Source organism: uncultured Selenomonas sp. (genome assembly GCF_963528755.1).
Lineage (GTDB): Bacteria > Bacillota > Negativicutes > Selenomonadales > Selenomonadaceae > Selenomonas.
Genome location: NZ_CAURXA010000003.1, coordinates 134,057 through 149,526, shown reverse-complemented (window position 1 = coordinate 149,526; position 15,470 = coordinate 134,057). Strand labels below are relative to the sequence as shown.

The 15,470-nt window shown below is 59.2% G+C and carries 13 protein-coding genes; 12 read left to right on the top strand and 1 reads right to left on the bottom strand.

The features are described from left to right. Positions 1-84: 84 nt before the first annotated feature. A complete protein-coding gene (locus RWS31_RS04650) occupies positions 85-429 on the bottom strand; it encodes a cupin domain-containing protein (RefSeq protein ID WP_314596444.1) in 345 nt (114 codons plus the stop codon). A 104-nt stretch (positions 430-533) separates the two neighbouring features. Between RWS31_RS04650 and RWS31_RS04645 the strand changes: the two genes are divergently transcribed. The 12 genes from RWS31_RS04645 to RWS31_RS04590 all read left to right on the top strand — a co-directional run bounded on the left by RWS31_RS04645 (position 534) and on the right by RWS31_RS04590 (position 15,401). After that, positions 534-1,292 carry a YdcF family protein gene (locus RWS31_RS04645; protein ID WP_314596443.1) on the top strand — a complete coding sequence of 253 codons (759 nt, stop codon included), beginning with the start codon at positions 534-536 and terminating at the stop codon, positions 1,290-1,292. 1 nt (position 1,293) lies between these two features. After that, the gene (locus RWS31_RS04640) at positions 1,294-2,631 is read left to right on the top strand and encodes an MATE family efflux transporter (protein WP_314596442.1); all 1,338 of its coding nucleotides are present in this window, start codon (positions 1,294-1,296) and stop codon (positions 2,629-2,631) included. 133 nt (positions 2,632-2,764) lie between these two features. After that, positions 2,765-3,556, top strand: a complete 792-nt coding sequence (locus RWS31_RS04635) for a hypothetical protein (protein ID WP_314596441.1) — start codon at positions 2,765-2,767, stop codon at positions 3,554-3,556. A 364-nt stretch (positions 3,557-3,920) separates the two neighbouring features. Beyond that, positions 3,921-5,036, top strand: coding sequence for a trypsin-like peptidase domain-containing protein (locus tag RWS31_RS04630; protein ID WP_314596440.1), 1,116 nt, complete (start codon positions 3,921-3,923; stop codon positions 5,034-5,036). Next, the gene (rlmH, locus tag RWS31_RS04625) at positions 5,033-5,512 is read left to right on the top strand and encodes a 23S rRNA (pseudouridine(1915)-N(3))-methyltransferase RlmH (RefSeq protein WP_314596439.1); all 480 of its coding nucleotides are present in this window, start codon (positions 5,033-5,035) and stop codon (positions 5,510-5,512) included. Before RWS31_RS04630 ends, rlmH begins: the two co-directional genes overlap by 4 nt. A 431-nt stretch (positions 5,513-5,943) precedes the next feature. After that, a complete protein-coding gene (locus RWS31_RS04620; RefSeq protein ID WP_314596438.1) occupies positions 5,944-7,956 on the top strand; it encodes a penicillin-binding transpeptidase domain-containing protein in 2,013 nt (670 codons plus the stop codon). A 171-nt stretch (positions 7,957-8,127) separates the two neighbouring features. Continuing rightward, positions 8,128-9,831 (top strand): EAL domain-containing protein, encoded by a 1,704-nt coding sequence (locus tag RWS31_RS04615; protein ID WP_314596437.1) that lies wholly within the window; start codon positions 8,128-8,130, stop codon positions 9,829-9,831. A gap of 6 nt (positions 9,832-9,837) precedes the next feature. Then, positions 9,838-10,950 (top strand): aldose epimerase family protein, encoded by a 1,113-nt coding sequence (locus RWS31_RS04610; protein ID WP_314596436.1) that lies wholly within the window; start codon positions 9,838-9,840, stop codon positions 10,948-10,950. Positions 10,951-11,038: 88 nt separating this feature from the next. Next, positions 11,039-12,607, top strand: coding sequence for a ClC family H(+)/Cl(-) exchange transporter (locus RWS31_RS04605; protein ID WP_314596435.1), 1,569 nt, complete (start codon positions 11,039-11,041; stop codon positions 12,605-12,607). 238 nt (positions 12,608-12,845) lie between these two features. Next, on the top strand, positions 12,846-13,883 hold the full coding sequence (locus tag RWS31_RS04600) for a methionine ABC transporter ATP-binding protein (protein WP_314596591.1): 1,038 nt from the start codon (positions 12,846-12,848) through the stop codon (positions 13,881-13,883). Beyond that, positions 13,873-14,526 (top strand): methionine ABC transporter permease, encoded by a 654-nt coding sequence (locus tag RWS31_RS04595; protein WP_006193884.1) that lies wholly within the window; start codon positions 13,873-13,875, stop codon positions 14,524-14,526. Before RWS31_RS04600 ends, RWS31_RS04595 begins: the two co-directional genes overlap by 11 nt. A gap of 74 nt (positions 14,527-14,600) precedes the next feature. Further along, positions 14,601-15,401, top strand: coding sequence for a MetQ/NlpA family ABC transporter substrate-binding protein (locus RWS31_RS04590; RefSeq protein ID WP_314596434.1), 801 nt, complete (start codon positions 14,601-14,603; stop codon positions 15,399-15,401). The last annotated feature ends 69 nt before the right edge of the window (positions 15,402-15,470 follow it).

Below are 15,470 nucleotides of genomic sequence, written 5' to 3'. Positions count from 1 at the left end.
TTTTGGAGAGCGCGGATGAAATGAAGTCGCGCAGACATGCGAAGATGGGCGGCTGAATTTATCAGCGCTTCCCTAGAAGTATATTCAGCTGTTGATGATCAGAGCCATGAACACGAGATCTTCCGTGCCGTTTTCGTTCGACAGGCCATGATACTCGCCATCGGGACAGAAGGTCGTCGTTCCCGGGCCGACTTCGATCTCCGTGCCGTTGTCGTTGTAGACACCCTTGCCCTGCAGGATGAAGTATGTCTCGCTGTTTCCCTTGTGCTGATGGTAGCCAAGTGACGAGCCGGGCTTGATCGTGACGCGTGCGAAGGTCGAGCATTTGTCGCCCATCTGCTCCTTGCCGAGCAGGTGCTCAAGGCTGACTTCGCCTTTGCCGCCCGCAGCGTTCTTGCGGACTTCGATGTTTCCTTGCAGAATTGCCATGTGGTTCTCCCCTTTTCACCGTTTTATTCTACTTCGTTATACCTATTGCTTTTATTCGCGGATTCTTGCCGGAATCCTCTTTTCCAGGAAAGGGAAATTGTTCGATGATCCAGTTTCTGAAATTTGGGGCGAGTTTCTTTCTACCGCCCGGTATCTTTTTTCTCGCCTTTCTCTTCCTTGCTTATTTTGCATGGAAGAAGGGTGAGCGCTTCGCAGCGAAGGCAATCATGCTCATTACCGCAGTGTTCTACCTCCTGTCGACGTATCTCGTCGCCGACGTGCTCATGGGTGCGCTTGAAGGCGCCTACGCGCCGCCCGCGAAGCCCGAGGGAGACGTCGTCATCATGCTCGGCGGCGGCGCTTTCTCCGATGCGCCCGACGTTGACGGCGAGGGTGCGCTGACGGCAAGCCCGTCGACGCGCCTTCTGACCGCCGTGCGGCTCGCACAGAAGCTCGACCTGCCGATTCTCGTATCGGGCGGGCAAGTGTTCCAGGAGAGCGGCAAGGAAGCGCTGCTCGCCAAGCGCACACTCATTTCCCTCGGCATTCCCGAGAGCCGCATCCTCGTCGAGGGCGCGAGCCAGAACACGGTGCAGAATGCGGCCTATACGGCGAAGATCCTCAAGGAGCACGGCCTCGTGCGCCCGATCCTCGTCACGAGCGCCTTCCACATGAAGCGTTCCGTCTTGAACTATGAGAAACTTGGCATCGAGGTCGTACCGTATCCGACGGATTACATGGTCAGCCATCATCCGATCTTTCACGTTGTGAAGCTCGCGCCTTCGGCGGATGCGCTGCACACGAATGCCGTCGTGTTGCAGGAGAGTCTGCGCACTGCCGTCACGTACTGCTTGGGGAAATGACATGGCAAAAGATATGACCGAGGGAAGCCCCGCGAAGCTTCTCCTCTTCTTCACACTGCCGCTCATCGCGGGCAATATCATGCAGCAGCTCTACGCCTTCATCGACACGCTGCTCGTCGGGCGCTTCCTCGGGATCGAAGCGCTGGCCGCCGTCGGCTGCACGGGCAGCCTGATGTTTCTGATGCTCGGCTTCGTCATCGGCCTGACTTCGGGACTGGCCATCTGTACGGGGCAGCGCTACGGTGCGAAGGACGCCGCAGGCGTCAGAAAGAGCGCGGCGGCATGCGCTGTACTCTCCTTCTCAATCGCTATCCTCTTGAGCATCGTCGGATTCTTCTTCTGCCGCCCGCTGCTTGAATTCATGAACACGCCGCCTGAGTTATTGGACAATGCGACGGCGTTCTTTTCGATTATCTGCGGCGGAGCGGTCTTCGCCACTGCCGCATTGATGGCGGCGAATATCCTGCGCGCCCTCGGCGACAGCAAGATGCCGACCGTCATCCTCGGGGTCGGCATCGCCATCAACATTGCACTTGAAGTGCTTTTTCTGCTCGCATTCGGCTGGGGTATTCCGGGCGCGGCATTTGCGACCGTAGTTTCGTGGGCTCTTGCAACGGGGATCTTTTTCGTCTACATCGCGAGGCGTGTGCCTGAGCTTCATGTGCGGCGCGAGGATTGGCGCTTATCGTGGAGCTTTTTGCGCATGCATCTCGCCATCGGTCTGCCCATGGGTTTTCAAGCGACGATCATCGCCTTCGGAGCCGTGATCCTGCAGGTCGCGCTGAATGGTCTGGGGGCAGTGCCCGTCGCGGCATATGCGGCGGCGCAGAAGGTTGACACGATCGCCATGATGCCGATGATGTCGTTCGGCGCAGCCATGGCGGCGTATACGGCGCAGAATTACGGCGCGGGCAAGTTCAGCCGCATCCGCACGGGCGTGCAGGCGTGCTGTCGGATGTCCGTCGGCTTTAGTCTTGCAGCAGGTGCATTCGTCATTGCGGCAGGACCGTACCTGATGGAGCTTTTCGTCGGTGCAGGCGAAGCGGAAGCGATCCGGCTTGGGCAGACGTATTTCCTCGTCAACGGCCTGACGTACTGGATCTTGTCGCTGCTCTTCATCTTCCGCTACACGCTGCAGGGACTCGGACAGTCCATCGTGCCGACCGTCGCCGGCGTCATGGAACTCATCATGCGCGCGACGGCGGGCATCGTGCTTGTCGACGCCCTCGGCTTCCTCGGCGCCTGTCTGGGAAATCCCATGGCATGGCTCGGCTCATGCGTGCCGCTCGCCATTGCGTATTTTATGACGGTTCGACGTTTGCCGAAGGAAGTTAGGTGAGGGAAATGCTGATAAACTACACGTGTAAACGTCCACTTCGCTGCGTGATGCTTATTTTTTTCGTCAAAATGACGATATAAAAGAAAATGCCCATAGGACGGGGCGCTTTGAAGACAGAGTAGGAGGAACGAACATGGATGTAACAGCGATGAGCAAGATGGCGTATGCCATGAATCAGAGTGCGGCGAAGCTGCCGCAGACGGAGCGCGTGCAGACGGCGCAAATGCCGAAAGGCGGCGCGGCAGATGCGGCGAAGACGGCGCAGGATGCAGGCGCTGCTTTTGATGTGAAGATCTCTGACGCTGCGAAAAAGAAGGCGGCGGACGCGAAAGCTGCTGAGACGGACGAGCCGGCGAAGAACGGCAAGACAAAGGGCTTGACGGCAGACGAGGTCAAGGCTCTGCAGGATGATATCGACAACAGCTACAATATCCTCATCAAGACTATGACGGAGCAGAATGCACAGCTTCAGGCATGGCAGAAGGATGGCGTGGGTTTCCTAAATTTCGACGGGCGCAAGGTGCTGACGGCGCAGTTTGCTTTGCCTGATGTCGCGACGACGCCGGAGGAAGCGGCGAAGGCGGTTGCCGACGGCGGCGACTGGTCGGTCAAGGCAGTGGCTGACCGCATCATGAGCATGGCGACGTCGATCGCGGGCGACGATCCGAAGAAGCTTGAAGCCCTGCGCTCTGCCGTGCAGGATGGCTTCAAGCAGGCGGGCATCGACTTCAAGCAGATGACGGGCAAGAAAGATATGCCAGAGATCACGGGCAAGACCTACGACGAGATCATGGGGCGCTTCGACAAGCTCGTGAAGAAAGACGATGCGCCGAAAGCGGATGCGGCGAAGGATGCTGCACCGAAGGATGCCGTGGCAGCTGCGCAGGATGCACAGCAGAAGAAGGCAGCAGGCGCTGCGCTCTGAGCCGAAGCGGAAAAAGAGAAGAGCCGATGCATGGGAATCGTTCGTGCATCGGCTTTTGCATTGCAGTGTGTTTTTCCTCGGCAGGGCGCAGGGCAGCAAATTGTAATGTAGGCGGTGGAGCAGAGAAATGTCCCGTCGTTTACGTTACAGTTTGCTGAAACATGGCCGTGTCGCTTGCGAAAGATGCAAAGCGTGCTATAATGACTTTACTAAGGGCGGCGCACAATGTCCACAAAGTGGACGTTTGTGCGTGTAGTTTGTGATTCATTTTCCAGGGAAGTGCGGAAGGGTTCCATTCTTCCCGAAGAGTGGGCGATGTTGGCGAAGGTTTCGCTCGCGCCCCGAAATTGGAGGAGGGTTTTGCATGACTTGTTTTTGGAATAGGCAGAAGAAGGTTCTTTCGGGCGCGATTGGCGTCTTCGTCGTTGGTGCCGTGCTCTTCGCGGGCTGCTCGGACAGTACGGCGAAGGAGAAGGACAATTCCGTTGCGGGCGGCATTGCCGTAGAGCAGGCGGCGAGCCAGAAGCCTTTGTCGGATGCGCGCAACACGCCGGCAGTTCGTGCGGCACGCGCGGTAGGCCCTGCCGTCGTCGGCATCACGAACAAGACGGTCGTGCGCGACTGGTTCAATATGCCGGTCGAGACGGAGGGTGTCGGCTCGGGCGTCATCTTTAAGAGCGATGGTTACATCGTTACGAATAACCATGTGATCCAGGGCGCGAAGGAGATCACTGTCTCGCTTCCGGACGGGCGCAGCTTCAAGGGGAAGCTTGTGGGGGCAGACGAGCTTACGGACATCGCCGTTGTGAAAATCGAGGCCACGGGGCTGCCTACGGCGAAGTTCGGCAATTCCGATGATCTCGTCGTCGGCGAGCCGGCCATCGCCATCGGCAATCCGATGGGGCTTGAGTTTCAGGGAACAGTGACGGCGGGCGTCATCAGCGCTTTGAACCGTACGCTCGACATCAGTGAGCGCCGCTTGAAGCTCATTCAGACGGATGCAGCGATCAGCCCCGGCAACTCGGGCGGTGCGCTCGTCAATGCGGACGGAGAGGTCGTCGGCATCAACAGCGCGAAGATTGCGGCGAATGGCGTAGAGGGCATCGGCTTTTCCATCCCCATCAACACGGTGCAGGAGATCATCGATCAGCTTCTCTCGAACGGCTACGTCGTGCGCCCCTACCTCGGCGTTGGCATCTTTGACAAGGAGACGGCGGCACGCGCCGGCTACACGCTGAATGCGGACAAGGGCGTCTACGTTGAGCATCTCGAACTCGGCGGCCCTGCAAATCAGGCGGGCGTCATGCGCGGCGATCTGATCCTGAAGATCGACGACAAGGAGACGAACACCGTCGCCGATCTCCGCGCGGCTGTTGCGGAACATAAGGTTGGCGATCAAGTCAAACTCGTCATCGAGAGGGACGGCAAGAAGGAAACGGTGACGGTGACGCTCAAGGAAATGCCGCAGTCGAATCGATGAAGATCCGCATCGTCGCCGTGGGAAAGCTCAAGGAGAAGTACTTGAGGGAAGGCGTCGCTGAGTATGAGAAACGCCTCGCTCCGTTCGCTTCTGTGGAGCTTCGGGAAACGCGCGAAGAATATATGGCGGAGAATCCGTCCGAAGCACAAAGGCAGGAGACGCTCGCAAAAGAGGGCGAGCGTCTCCTGCGTCTCGTGCCGGAGAAGAGTTTCCTCATCGTGCTCGATGTCAAGGGGAAGCTCCTTTCGTCGGAAGTGCTGGCAAAAGAGCTTGCCTCGCTCGCGCTTCAAGGGCAGAGCGATCTCACGTTCCTCATCGGCGGCGCGTTCGGCCTGTCGCCAGCGGTGCGAGATCGCGCCGATCTTAGAATTTCATTTTCGCCGATGACCTTCACGCATCAGATGGTGCGGCTCTTGCTCTACGAGCAGATTTATCGCGCGTTCAAGATCAATCGCGGCGAGAAGTATCATTGGTGAAGAGTTTGACTTGGTCACGGTTCTGTCGTATAATAAAACTGGAAAAGGTGCTATCGGTAAACGGTCAGCCCCTGTCTCATGTGGAAGAGAATCCTCCGCCTAAGTTGGTCGCTCGTGGCGGGGGATTCTTATTTTGCTTTTAACGCAACGACGCAAATCGTCACGAGGAAAACCAACGACAAAAAATCGTACAGTTCCATAAGCAACGCCCCTGCTGAGCCATCCAAAAAGCAAGCCCGCAGGGCGTAGCTGATTGGCAAATGGCTCGTATGCGAAAACGTCCCGCAAATCAAGCTCGAAGAGCGCAGATGCGCGGATGACGTTGACCGCCTAGGGGCTAAGAATCGACCGCCTACCGCTTGGATAGCACCACTTACATTATACCATAACTATGCTATAATAGAAAACAAAAACGACAAGGGGTTTTCAGCTTGAACGTGAAAAATAAGGCGGAGCGCGCGGAAAAGCGCAGGCGGCGCGTGCGCGACAACGTGCAGATCGTGGTGCTGTTCGTGCTCTCCCTGTTCTTTTTGACGCTTTGCCGCTACGGCTGGGTGCAGATCGTCAAGGGATCGGAGATGTCGGAGCGTGTGCGCATGCAGTCGGGGGAGGAGCGCGTGGCGCAGTCGCCGCGCGGCGCGATTCTCGATGCGAACGGCAGGGAGCTTGCCGTTTCCTCGATGACGAAGTCGCTCTTCGTCGACCCGAGCCATGTCGGGGATGCGGCGCAGCTTGCCGCCGACCTCGCGCCGATCGTGGGCCTCAGCGAGGCAGACATTTTGGAAGACATCGAGCAGGGCGGCGGCTTCGTCTGGGTCAAGCGTCGCATGGAGCCGTACATGTCGGATGCCGTGAAGGCGCTCATCCGCGAAAAGTCATACGGCGACTGCCTGGGGTTTCGTGATGAGGCGAAGCGCTACTATCCGAACGACGTGCTCGCGGCGAACGTCCTGGGCTTCGTCGGCACGGACGACAAGGGACTCGACGGCATTGAGCAGCAATTCGATGGCTTGATCAAGGGCGTCGAGGAGGAAAATTTCATCCTCACGGACATGAAGAGCCGCCCGATTTTAAGCTCGCTCTTCATGCCGGACACGTATACGGGCGATCGCTGCAAGGCGGTGACACTGACGATCGACAGCAACATTCAGTTCATCGTGGAGCAGGAGCTTGACCGCGCGATGGCGGAGAACGCGCCGCAGCATGCGACAGCGATCGTCATGGATCCCAAGACGGGCAATATCCTCGCGCTCGCCATGCGGCCTTCGTACAACCCGAACGAGTTCGGCAAGTATTCGAGCGAGACGTGGAAGGACCTCGCCGTCTCCTCGATCTATGAGCCGGGTTCTACCTTCAAGTCCGTCGTGGCGGGCGCGGCGCTTGAGGAGAAGATTGTCACGCCGAACCAGATCTTCGTCGATCCTGGCTACGTCATGGTCTCGGGCAGGCGCATACAGAACTGGAACGGCGAGAGCTTCGGCACGGTGACGTTCACCGATGTCGTCAAGAACTCGCTCAATACGGGATTCGCGCTCGTCGGACTCGATCTCGGCGCCGAAAGGCTCACAAAGTACGCGAAGCTCTTCGGCTTCGGCGAGCCGACGGGCGTGGAGCTTCCGGCGGAGGAGGGCGGCATCCTCTTCGAGCCGGAGAACATGCGCGATTCGGATATGGCGACGATGGCGATCGGTCAGAGCATCGCCGTGACGCCGTTGCAGCTCGTGACGGCGATGGCGGCGATCGCCAACGACGGTGTCCTTCTGAAGCCGCATATCGTCAAGGAGATCCGAAACGCCGACGGCTCGACCTACCTGCAGACGAAGCGCGACGAGGTGCGCCGCGTGCTGCAGTCGGCGACGACGAAGACGCTCGTCGGGCTTCTGGAGCAGGTTGTCGCGGCGGGCGGCGGACAGAAAGCGCAGGTTAAGGGCTACCGCATCGGCGGCAAGACGGGCACGGCGCAGAAGATTCGTCCGAACGGTGCGGGCTACATGGACGGCCATTACATCGCGTCGTTCTGCGGCTTTGCGCCCGTCGATGATCCGAAGGTCGTCGTGCTCGTCATTCTCGACGATCCGTCAGGTGGCAACTTCTACGGCGGACAGATCGCAGCACCCGTCGCGGGTGCGATCTTTTCGCAGATTTTCCGCTACATGCACATCGAACCGTCGAGCGATCCCTTCGTCGAGATGGACGAGAAGCGTGCGCAGAAAGAAGCGCAGGCGCTGCCGAAGAAGAAGCCGCGCCTGCCCGATGTCGTGCCGAGCGGCAAAGTCGTCATGCCCGACCTCGACGGCCTGACGATCCGCGAGGCGGCGGAAAAGCTCGCCGAGATCGGCATGACGCTCGAAGCTGAAGGCTCGGGCAGGGCAAGCTACCAGAGTGCGCCCGCCTACAGCGTCATCGATCCGGGCGAGACGGTCACGGTCGTCTTTTCGCCATGAAGGAGGGGGCAGGTTGACCGGCTTGCCCCCTCTTTTTCCCTGCCTTTTGCACTAATGAAATAAAAAATAAGACCTTTTACTTATGCTCGCTTTGTGATAGAATATAGGAGAAAGGATTCCTATGGAAACATCGAGGAATCAGCGGCTCTTTGTGACAGGAAAGGTAGTCTCATGGAAAAGAAACCTGTGATGCTGATCGTGGACGATGTGGAGATGCATCGTGCCATTCTCGCGCAATTTTTCAAAGCGGAATACGATCTTCTGGAGGCGGCGGACGGCAATGAGATGATGGCGCTGCTCGCGGAAAAGACCGTTGACATCATTCTGCTCGACCTCGTGATGCCGGGACCGGACAGCTTCGACCTGCTCGCCCGCTTGAAGCACGACGAGCGTCTGTCGGCAATTCCCGTCATCGTCACGACGGCGCGCAATGAACGTACTGTCGAGGTGCGCGCGATGGAGATGGGGGCGGCAGATTTCATCACGAAGCCGTACAATCCGACAATCGTGCGATGCCGCGTGAAGAATGTCATGGCGCGCATGGAGAACGAGTGGCGCAAACTTGAACAGGCGGCGCGTGAGCGGCAGATCCTGGAGATGCGCCACCACATCGAGATCGACGCCCTGACAGGTGTGTACAACCGCGAGGCGTTTTACGAGAAGACGGTCGAGCTTTTGCAGCAGAACCGCAGCGTGCGCTACAATATCTTGTATTTTGATATCAACTGCTTCAAGATCATCAACGATCTTTTCCATATCGAAACAGGAAATCTGATCTTGAAGACGGCGGGCACGTATTTCAAGACGATCACTGAGGGCATCGGCGTTGCAGCCCACATGGAGGCCGACCATTTCGCCATCTGCATGCCCGAGGATATGCTTGATATCGACATTCTGCTCGAAGGCATAGACAGTGCGATCTTCTCCCTCGGCATCAAGAACAATATTCTCTTTTATGCGGGAATCTATCCGGTCGACGATGTCCTGGTGCCCGTCAATCAGATGTGTGACCGCGCCCACATGGCACTCAATACGGTCAAAGGGCTGTACAAGAAGCGCTATGCCTACTACGACGAGAAGATGCGCGAGACGCTGCTCGAAGAGCAAATGCTGCTCCGCGAGATGGAGCAGGCGCTTTCTTCGGGGCAGTTCTGCGTGTACTATCAGCCGATTTACAGCATCAAGGCGGGACGCGCCGTCAGCGCCGAGGCGCTCGTGCGCTGGCGTCATCCGACGGCGGGCATCATTCCGCCCGTGCGCTTCGTGCCGCTCTTCGAGCGCAACGGCTTCGTCGTGCGGCTCGACCGCTTCGCGTGGGAGGAGGTCTGTCGTATGCTCGCCGAGCGCATCCGCGCGGGACTTCCCGTCGTGCCGGTCTCCGTCAACGTCTCACGGCTGAACTTCTACGACAACGATTTCTGCGATACGGTCGTCAGTCTCTTGCAGAAGTACGGGCTTGATCCTTCGCTCCTGCGCCTGGAAATTACGGAGTCGGCTTATACGGACAATCCGGTGCAGCTTTTGAGCGTCCTGAAACGGCTGCACGACATCGGCCTCACGATCCTCATGGACGATTTCGGCAGCGGTTACAGCTCGCTCAACATGCTCAAGAATGTGACGGTCGATATTCTGAAGATCGACATGGGATTTGTGCAAAATCTCGAAGATTCTGAGCGTGCGCCCACCATCTTGCGGCGCGTCGTCGAGATGGCGCACGATCTCAAGATGAGCGTCGTCGTCGAGGGCGTGGAGACGAAGGCGCAGATCGATTTCTTGTCGAGCATCGATTGTGACAAAATTCAAGGATATTATTTTGCAAAACCTATGGCGAGGGAGGATTTTACGGCACTCATAGAGAAAGAAGCAGGGAGGTGATAGCAGATGGCGAAGATCACGAAGGAAGCGTTCGGCGAGCTGAAGAACGGCAGGCTCATCACGCTTTATACGTTGGAGAACAGCGGCGGCATGAGGGTTCGCATCATGGACTACGGCGCGCGCGTGCAGTCGCTCATCGTGCCCGACAGAGAGGGCAAGAGCATCGACGTGGCGCTCGGCTACGATGATCTCAAAGGCTACGAGGCGGACGACAAGTATTTCGGCGCGATCGTAGGGCGCTCCGTGGGGCGCATCGCTTTCGGCGATTTGCCGATCGACGACGAGAAGTACGTCTTAGAGTGCAACGAGGGCAGGAATCATCTGCACGGCGGCTCCTTGGGCGGCTATGACAAGAAGGTCTGGGCGGCGGAAGAAAAGGACGGGGCGCTTGTGCTTCGCTACCTGAGTCCTGCGGGCGAGGGCGGCTACCCGGGCGACTTGAAGCTCGCCGTGACGTATGCGCTCTCCGAGAAGAACGAGTTCGTTATTTCCTATGAAGCGGAGGCGGACGGCGATACGATCTGCAATCCGTCGCATCATACGTATTTCAATCTCGAAGGCTTCAGCTCCGGCTCGGTGCTCGACCATAAGATCCGCATCTTCGCCGAGAAGTACACGCCGACGGACAATGAGCTGATTCCTGACGGGCGCATCCTGCTCGTAGAAGGGACGCCGCTCGACTTCCGTGAGATGAAGGAGATCGGCGCACGCATCGACGCGCCGTTCAGCCAGATGCGCTGGGCGGGCGGCTACGACCACAACTTCGTGCTCGATCAAACGCCCGCTGAAGAAGAGGCGAAGAAACTGGGTCTCGGCGAAGACGCCGCGTGCCCTATCGACTACGCGAACCTCCATAAGCTCGCCCACGCCTATGCTGAAAAGACCGGCATCCACATGCACGCTTACACGACGCAGCCCGGCGTGCAGTTCTACTCGGGCAACCATCTCGACGGCGTGCTCGCGGGCAAGGCGGGCGCGGCATTCGCTCCGCGCGCAGGCTTCACGCTCGAAGCGCAGGTCTTCCCCGACGCCGTGCATCATGCGAACTTCCCGCAGCCGCTCCTGCGCTCGGGCAAGAAGTGGCAGGCGCGGACGGTGTTCGCCTTTGGCTTGGCGTGACGCCCATAAGCGAGCCGTTTTGAGCAAGCGTCAAGAGCCGCGCATCCTTTGAGGCTGCGCGGCTTTTCGCTTGGGAGGGAAAGATACGATGCCGGAAAATATTGAGCGTGCGCTTCTCTATGTGAAAAAGCCCGCGCACTTTCGCCTGCGCCTCTTCACGGACGGGCTTCTGATCGGCGCCCTCGTGGGCGCTGTCATCGCGCTCTATCACTGGCTCTTGGAAAGCGCCGATCATTTGCGCCCCGTGCTCTACGACTTCCTGCGCGACGCTTCGCCGCTCTGGACGGCGGGGTATTTCCTCGCTCTTCTTGCGCTTTCCGTCGTCGTTCGGTATCTCATGCAGTTTGACTCCATGGTCGGCGGTGGCGGCATCCCCGATCTCAAGGGCGTGCTGCGCGGCGACAGTCACTTGCGCTGGGCGCGCGTGCTCTTCGGCAAGTTCGCCAGCGTCGTGCTCGGCATCGGTGCGGGATTGTCGCTTGGGCGCGGCGGCCCGAGCGTGGAGATCGGCGCCTGTGTGGGGGCAGGCGTCAGCCGCACGGCCGGGCGTGCGCGTGCCGAGGAGCGATTCCTTCTGACGGCGGGCGCTGGCGCAGGCTTTGCCGCCATCTTCAACGCGCCTTTGGCGAGTCTCGTCTTTTCCTTCGAGGAGCTGGCAAAGAACTTCTCGCCGCAGATGCTCATGGGCGTCCTCGGCTCTGCCATCGCCGCGGGCTTCGTGACGCAGGAGATCTTCGGCGTTGGCCCGATGTTCGCCGTCGACTCCGTGCCCGCCGTGCCGCTCGGCAGCGCGTACCTGCTGCTCTTCCTGCTCGGCATATTCTCGGGTGCGCTCGGCAGGCTCTTCAACCGCGTGCTTTGCCTCGCGCTCGACACCTGGGGGCGCTTTGTGCCTTCTCTCGGTCTTCGCACGGCGATCCCGTTCCTCGCGGCGGGCGTTCTCAGTTTCTTGCTGCCTGAGATCCTTTCGGGCGGCAACTTTCTCGTCAACCGCATGGTGCAGGAACCGCTCGTCTTTGGCGCGATCCTCGTCATCTTCATCGGCAAGTTCCTCTTTACGGTCTTCTGCTATGGCTCGGGCGTGCCGGGCGGCATCTTCCTGCCCGTTCTCGTCCTCGGTGCGCTTTCCGGTGCGCTCTTCGCTGCGGCAGCGGCCGCGCTTGGCGCTCTGCCCGCGGCACTCTGCCCGACCTTCGTCGTCCTCGGCATGGCGGGCTTTTTCGCAGGAAGCATCAAGGCGCCGCTGACGGCGAGCCTCCTCATCATGGAGATCACCGGCTCCTTTGAGCACCTGCTTGCCGTCGTCTGCGTCTCCGCCTGCGCTGCGCTCGTCAACGATCTCACGGGCGGCCGACCCATCTACGACGAGCTTTACGAGCGTTCGCGCGGGCAGGGCGCGAGAGGCTCGCGCCGCCGCGTCATGGCGGAGCTTTGCGTCGCGGCGGGAAGCGCGATGGAGGGTCGATGCGTCTCTGCGATCGACTGGGGAGCGCACGGCTACGTCATGAATGTGCGGCGCGGCACGATCGAGCTTCTGCCGCAGGGCAGCCTCATGCTCAAGGCGGGCGACATGCTCTATGTGCTGACTGAGGAGGGCGAGCTTGGAGCGCTGGAAAGAGCGGCAGGGGAGGCAAGCGGCGGCTTTTCGCGCGACTGACGGAGATGTGCTTCTGCGTGCAGCATTTCGACGCTGCACGCGTTTTTTTGACTATACAAAAGAAGACGAATCGCGTAGAATAGAGTGTATGTGGCGGCAAAGACGCAGGCGATTTTTTGTAGTCGTCAGAAATGTTCTTGACAAGTCGCCTGCACTGTGATAACATGCAAATCATATAAATTTGGTATGAATTTTGCTGCTGCAAAAGCGGCAGTCACAAGGATGTGATTTTATGAGCATGATAAGGCTTGCTGCCATCAAGAAAAGCTATGAGAGCGCGGCGGGCGAGGTCACGGCGCTAAAGGGCGTCGACCTCGAAATCGAGCGCGGCGAGATCTATGGCATCATCGGCCTTTCGGGCGCGGGCAAGTCGACCTTGATCCGCTGCATCAACATGCTGGAGCGGCCGACCGAGGGCAAGGTCATCATCGACGGCAAGGATTTGACCGCGCTCAGCGAGGCCGAGCTTCGCGAAGAGCGCAAGGGCATCGGCATGATCTTCCAGCACTTCAACCTGCTGTCCTCGGCGACCGTCTACGACAACGTCGCCTTCCCCCTGCGCCTTTCCGGTACGGACGAGAAGCAGATCCGCACGAAGGTCGAGCCGCTCCTCGCGCTCGTCGGACTCGCCGACAAGGCGCAGCAGTATCCGTCTCAGCTCTCGGGCGGGCAGAAGCAGCGCGTCGGCATCGCGCGGGCGCTCGCGTCCGATCCGAAGGTGCTCTTGTCGGACGAGGCGACGAGTGCGCTCGATCCGCAGACGACGAAGTCGATCCTGCATCTCATCGCAGACATCAACAAGAAGCTCGGCCTGACCGTCGTCATCATCACGCATGAAATGCAGGTCATCAAGGATATATGCGACAAAGTCGCCGTCATCGAGGGCGGCGTCATCGCCGAAAAAGGCTCCGTGCTCGACATCTTCACGAAGCCGAAAGAAAGAATCACGCGCGAGTTCGTCAGCACGCTCCTGTCGAACGATCTGCCGATCAACTACCGCAAGAAGGAACTTTCGCCTGAGCCTGTCGAGGGCGGCGAGCTGCTCCTTCGCCTGACGTTCCTCGGCGAACGCGCTGACGATCCCGTCATCGCCGATGTCATCCGGCGCTTTTCCATCGAGGTGTCCATTCTTTACGGCACGCTCGACCAGATCAAGAGCGTGCCCTACGGGCGCATGATCGTCGGCATCAAGGGCGAGCAGGTAGAGATCGACCGTGCGCTCTCTTACCTCGATACGCGTGATCTTACGAAGGAGGTGATCGGCTATGTCCGCTGATATGCTGCCGCTCCTTACGAAGGCGCTCGGCGAGACGGTCTACATGGTCGTCGTCTCGATGATCGTCGCGAGCCTCATCGGCATCCCGCTCGGCGTGCTGCTCGCAACGACGGCGAAGGGGCAGATCCTCGAATGTATGCCTTTGAACCGCGCCATCGGCGCTGTTGTCAACGCGCTTCGTTCGATCCCGTTCATCATCCTGATGGTCGCGATCATCCCGTTCACGCGCTTCATTGTCGGGACATCCATCGGCACGACGGCGGCGATGGTGCCGCTCGTCCTCGCCTCGATCCCGTTCATCGGACGTCAGGTCGAGACGTCGCTTCGGGAAGTGCCAGCAGGACTCGTTGAAGCCGCGCTTTCGATGGGCGCTACGCCCTATCAGATCGTGCGGCGCGTGCTTTTGCCTGAGTCCATGCCGAGCATCGTCGCTCAGCTCACGACCGTCGTCATCGCCCTCGTCGGTGAGTCGGCGATGGCGGGCGCGATCGGCGGCGGCGGTCTCGGCGATCTCGCGATCCGCTACGGGTATCAGCGCTTTCGCCCCGACATCATGATCGCGACTGTCGTCATCCTCATCGTCCTCGTGCAAATCGTCCAGTTCCTAGGCAACCGCCTGGCGAACGGCTTGAATAAAAAGTAACTTTCATGAAAGCGGGCGAAGGTGCAGCCTCGTCGGCTTTCACCGAAGAGTCCCATTCACAAGGAGGAAAAATTATGAAGAAACTATTCGTCATCCTCGCGGCGCTCACGCTCTCCGTCCTTGCCCTTGCGGGCTGCGGCGGACAAAGTGCATCCAAGACCATCAAGGTCGGCGCGACGCCTGTGCCGCACGCTGAGATCCTTGAGACGATCAAGCCGCTCTTGGAAAAGGAAGGATACAAGCTTGAAATCGTCGAGTTCACCGACTATGTGCAGCCGAACATCGCGCTGAACGACAAGGAGCTTGACGCGAACTTCTTCCAGCATCTGCCATACCTTGACAACTTCATTTCCGAGCACAAGGAAATGAAGCTCGCGAACGCCGGCGGCGTGCACATCGAGCCGATGGGCGTCTACTCGCGCAAGATCAAGAAGCTCGACGAGCTCTCTGACGGCGCGTCCGTCGCGATCCCGAACGACCCGACGAACGGCGGCCGCTCGCTCCTGCTTCTTGAAAAGGCTGGCCTTTTGAAGCTCAGGGAAGGCGCGGGCACGAACCCGACGGTGCATGACATCACGGAGAACAAGAAGAACCTCAAGTTCCAGGAAGTCGAAGCCGCGCAGGTGCCGCGCACGCTCGATGACGTCGATGCCGCCGTCATCAACACGAACTATGCGATGCAGGCGAACCTCGTTCCGACGAAGGATGCGCTCTTCATGGAAGACAGCACTTCGCCCTACGTCAACATCGTCGCCGTGCGCACGGGCGACGAGAAGCGTCCCGAGATCCAGGCGCTGATGAAGGCGCTGAGATCCGAGGAAGTCAAGAAGTTCATCGACGAGAAGTACAAGGGCGCGATCGTCCCCGCGTTCTAAGATCGGAATCAAACACAAAGAAGGAGCTGCCGCGACGGTGCGGCAGCTCCTTCTTTGTGTTTGATGCGT

Excerpts from the sequence above, each read along its gene's own strand:
- RWS31_RS04635 (WP_314596441.1), top strand. The coding sequence starts at position 2,765 with ATGGATGTAACAGCGATGAGCAAGATGGCGTATGCCATGAATCAGAGT.
- RWS31_RS04615 (WP_314596437.1), top strand. The coding sequence starts at position 8,128 with ATGGAAAAGAAACCTGTGATGCTGATCGTGGACGATGTGGAGATGCAT.
- RWS31_RS04645 (WP_314596443.1), top strand. The coding sequence starts at position 534 with ATGATCCAGTTTCTGAAATTTGGGGCGAGTTTCTTTCTACCGCCCGGT.
- RWS31_RS04605 (WP_314596435.1), top strand. The coding sequence starts at position 11,039 with ATGCCGGAAAATATTGAGCGTGCGCTTCTCTATGTGAAAAAGCCCGCG.
- RWS31_RS04640 (WP_314596442.1), top strand. The coding sequence starts at position 1,294 with ATGGCAAAAGATATGACCGAGGGAAGCCCCGCGAAGCTTCTCCTCTTC.
- RWS31_RS04630 (WP_314596440.1), top strand. The coding sequence starts at position 3,921 with ATGACTTGTTTTTGGAATAGGCAGAAGAAGGTTCTTTCGGGCGCGATT.
- RWS31_RS04590 (WP_314596434.1), top strand. The coding sequence starts at position 14,601 with ATGAAGAAACTATTCGTCATCCTCGCGGCGCTCACGCTCTCCGTCCTT.
- rlmH (WP_314596439.1), top strand. The coding sequence starts at position 5,033 with ATGAAGATCCGCATCGTCGCCGTGGGAAAGCTCAAGGAGAAGTACTTG.
- RWS31_RS04600 (WP_314596591.1), top strand. The coding sequence starts at position 12,846 with ATGATAAGGCTTGCTGCCATCAAGAAAAGCTATGAGAGCGCGGCGGGC.
- RWS31_RS04610 (WP_314596436.1), top strand. The coding sequence starts at position 9,838 with ATGGCGAAGATCACGAAGGAAGCGTTCGGCGAGCTGAAGAACGGCAGG.
- RWS31_RS04595 (WP_006193884.1), top strand. The coding sequence starts at position 13,873 with ATGTCCGCTGATATGCTGCCGCTCCTTACGAAGGCGCTCGGCGAGACG.
- RWS31_RS04650 (WP_314596444.1), bottom strand. The coding sequence starts at position 429 with ATGGCAATTCTGCAAGGAAACATCGAAGTCCGCAAGAACGCTGCGGGC.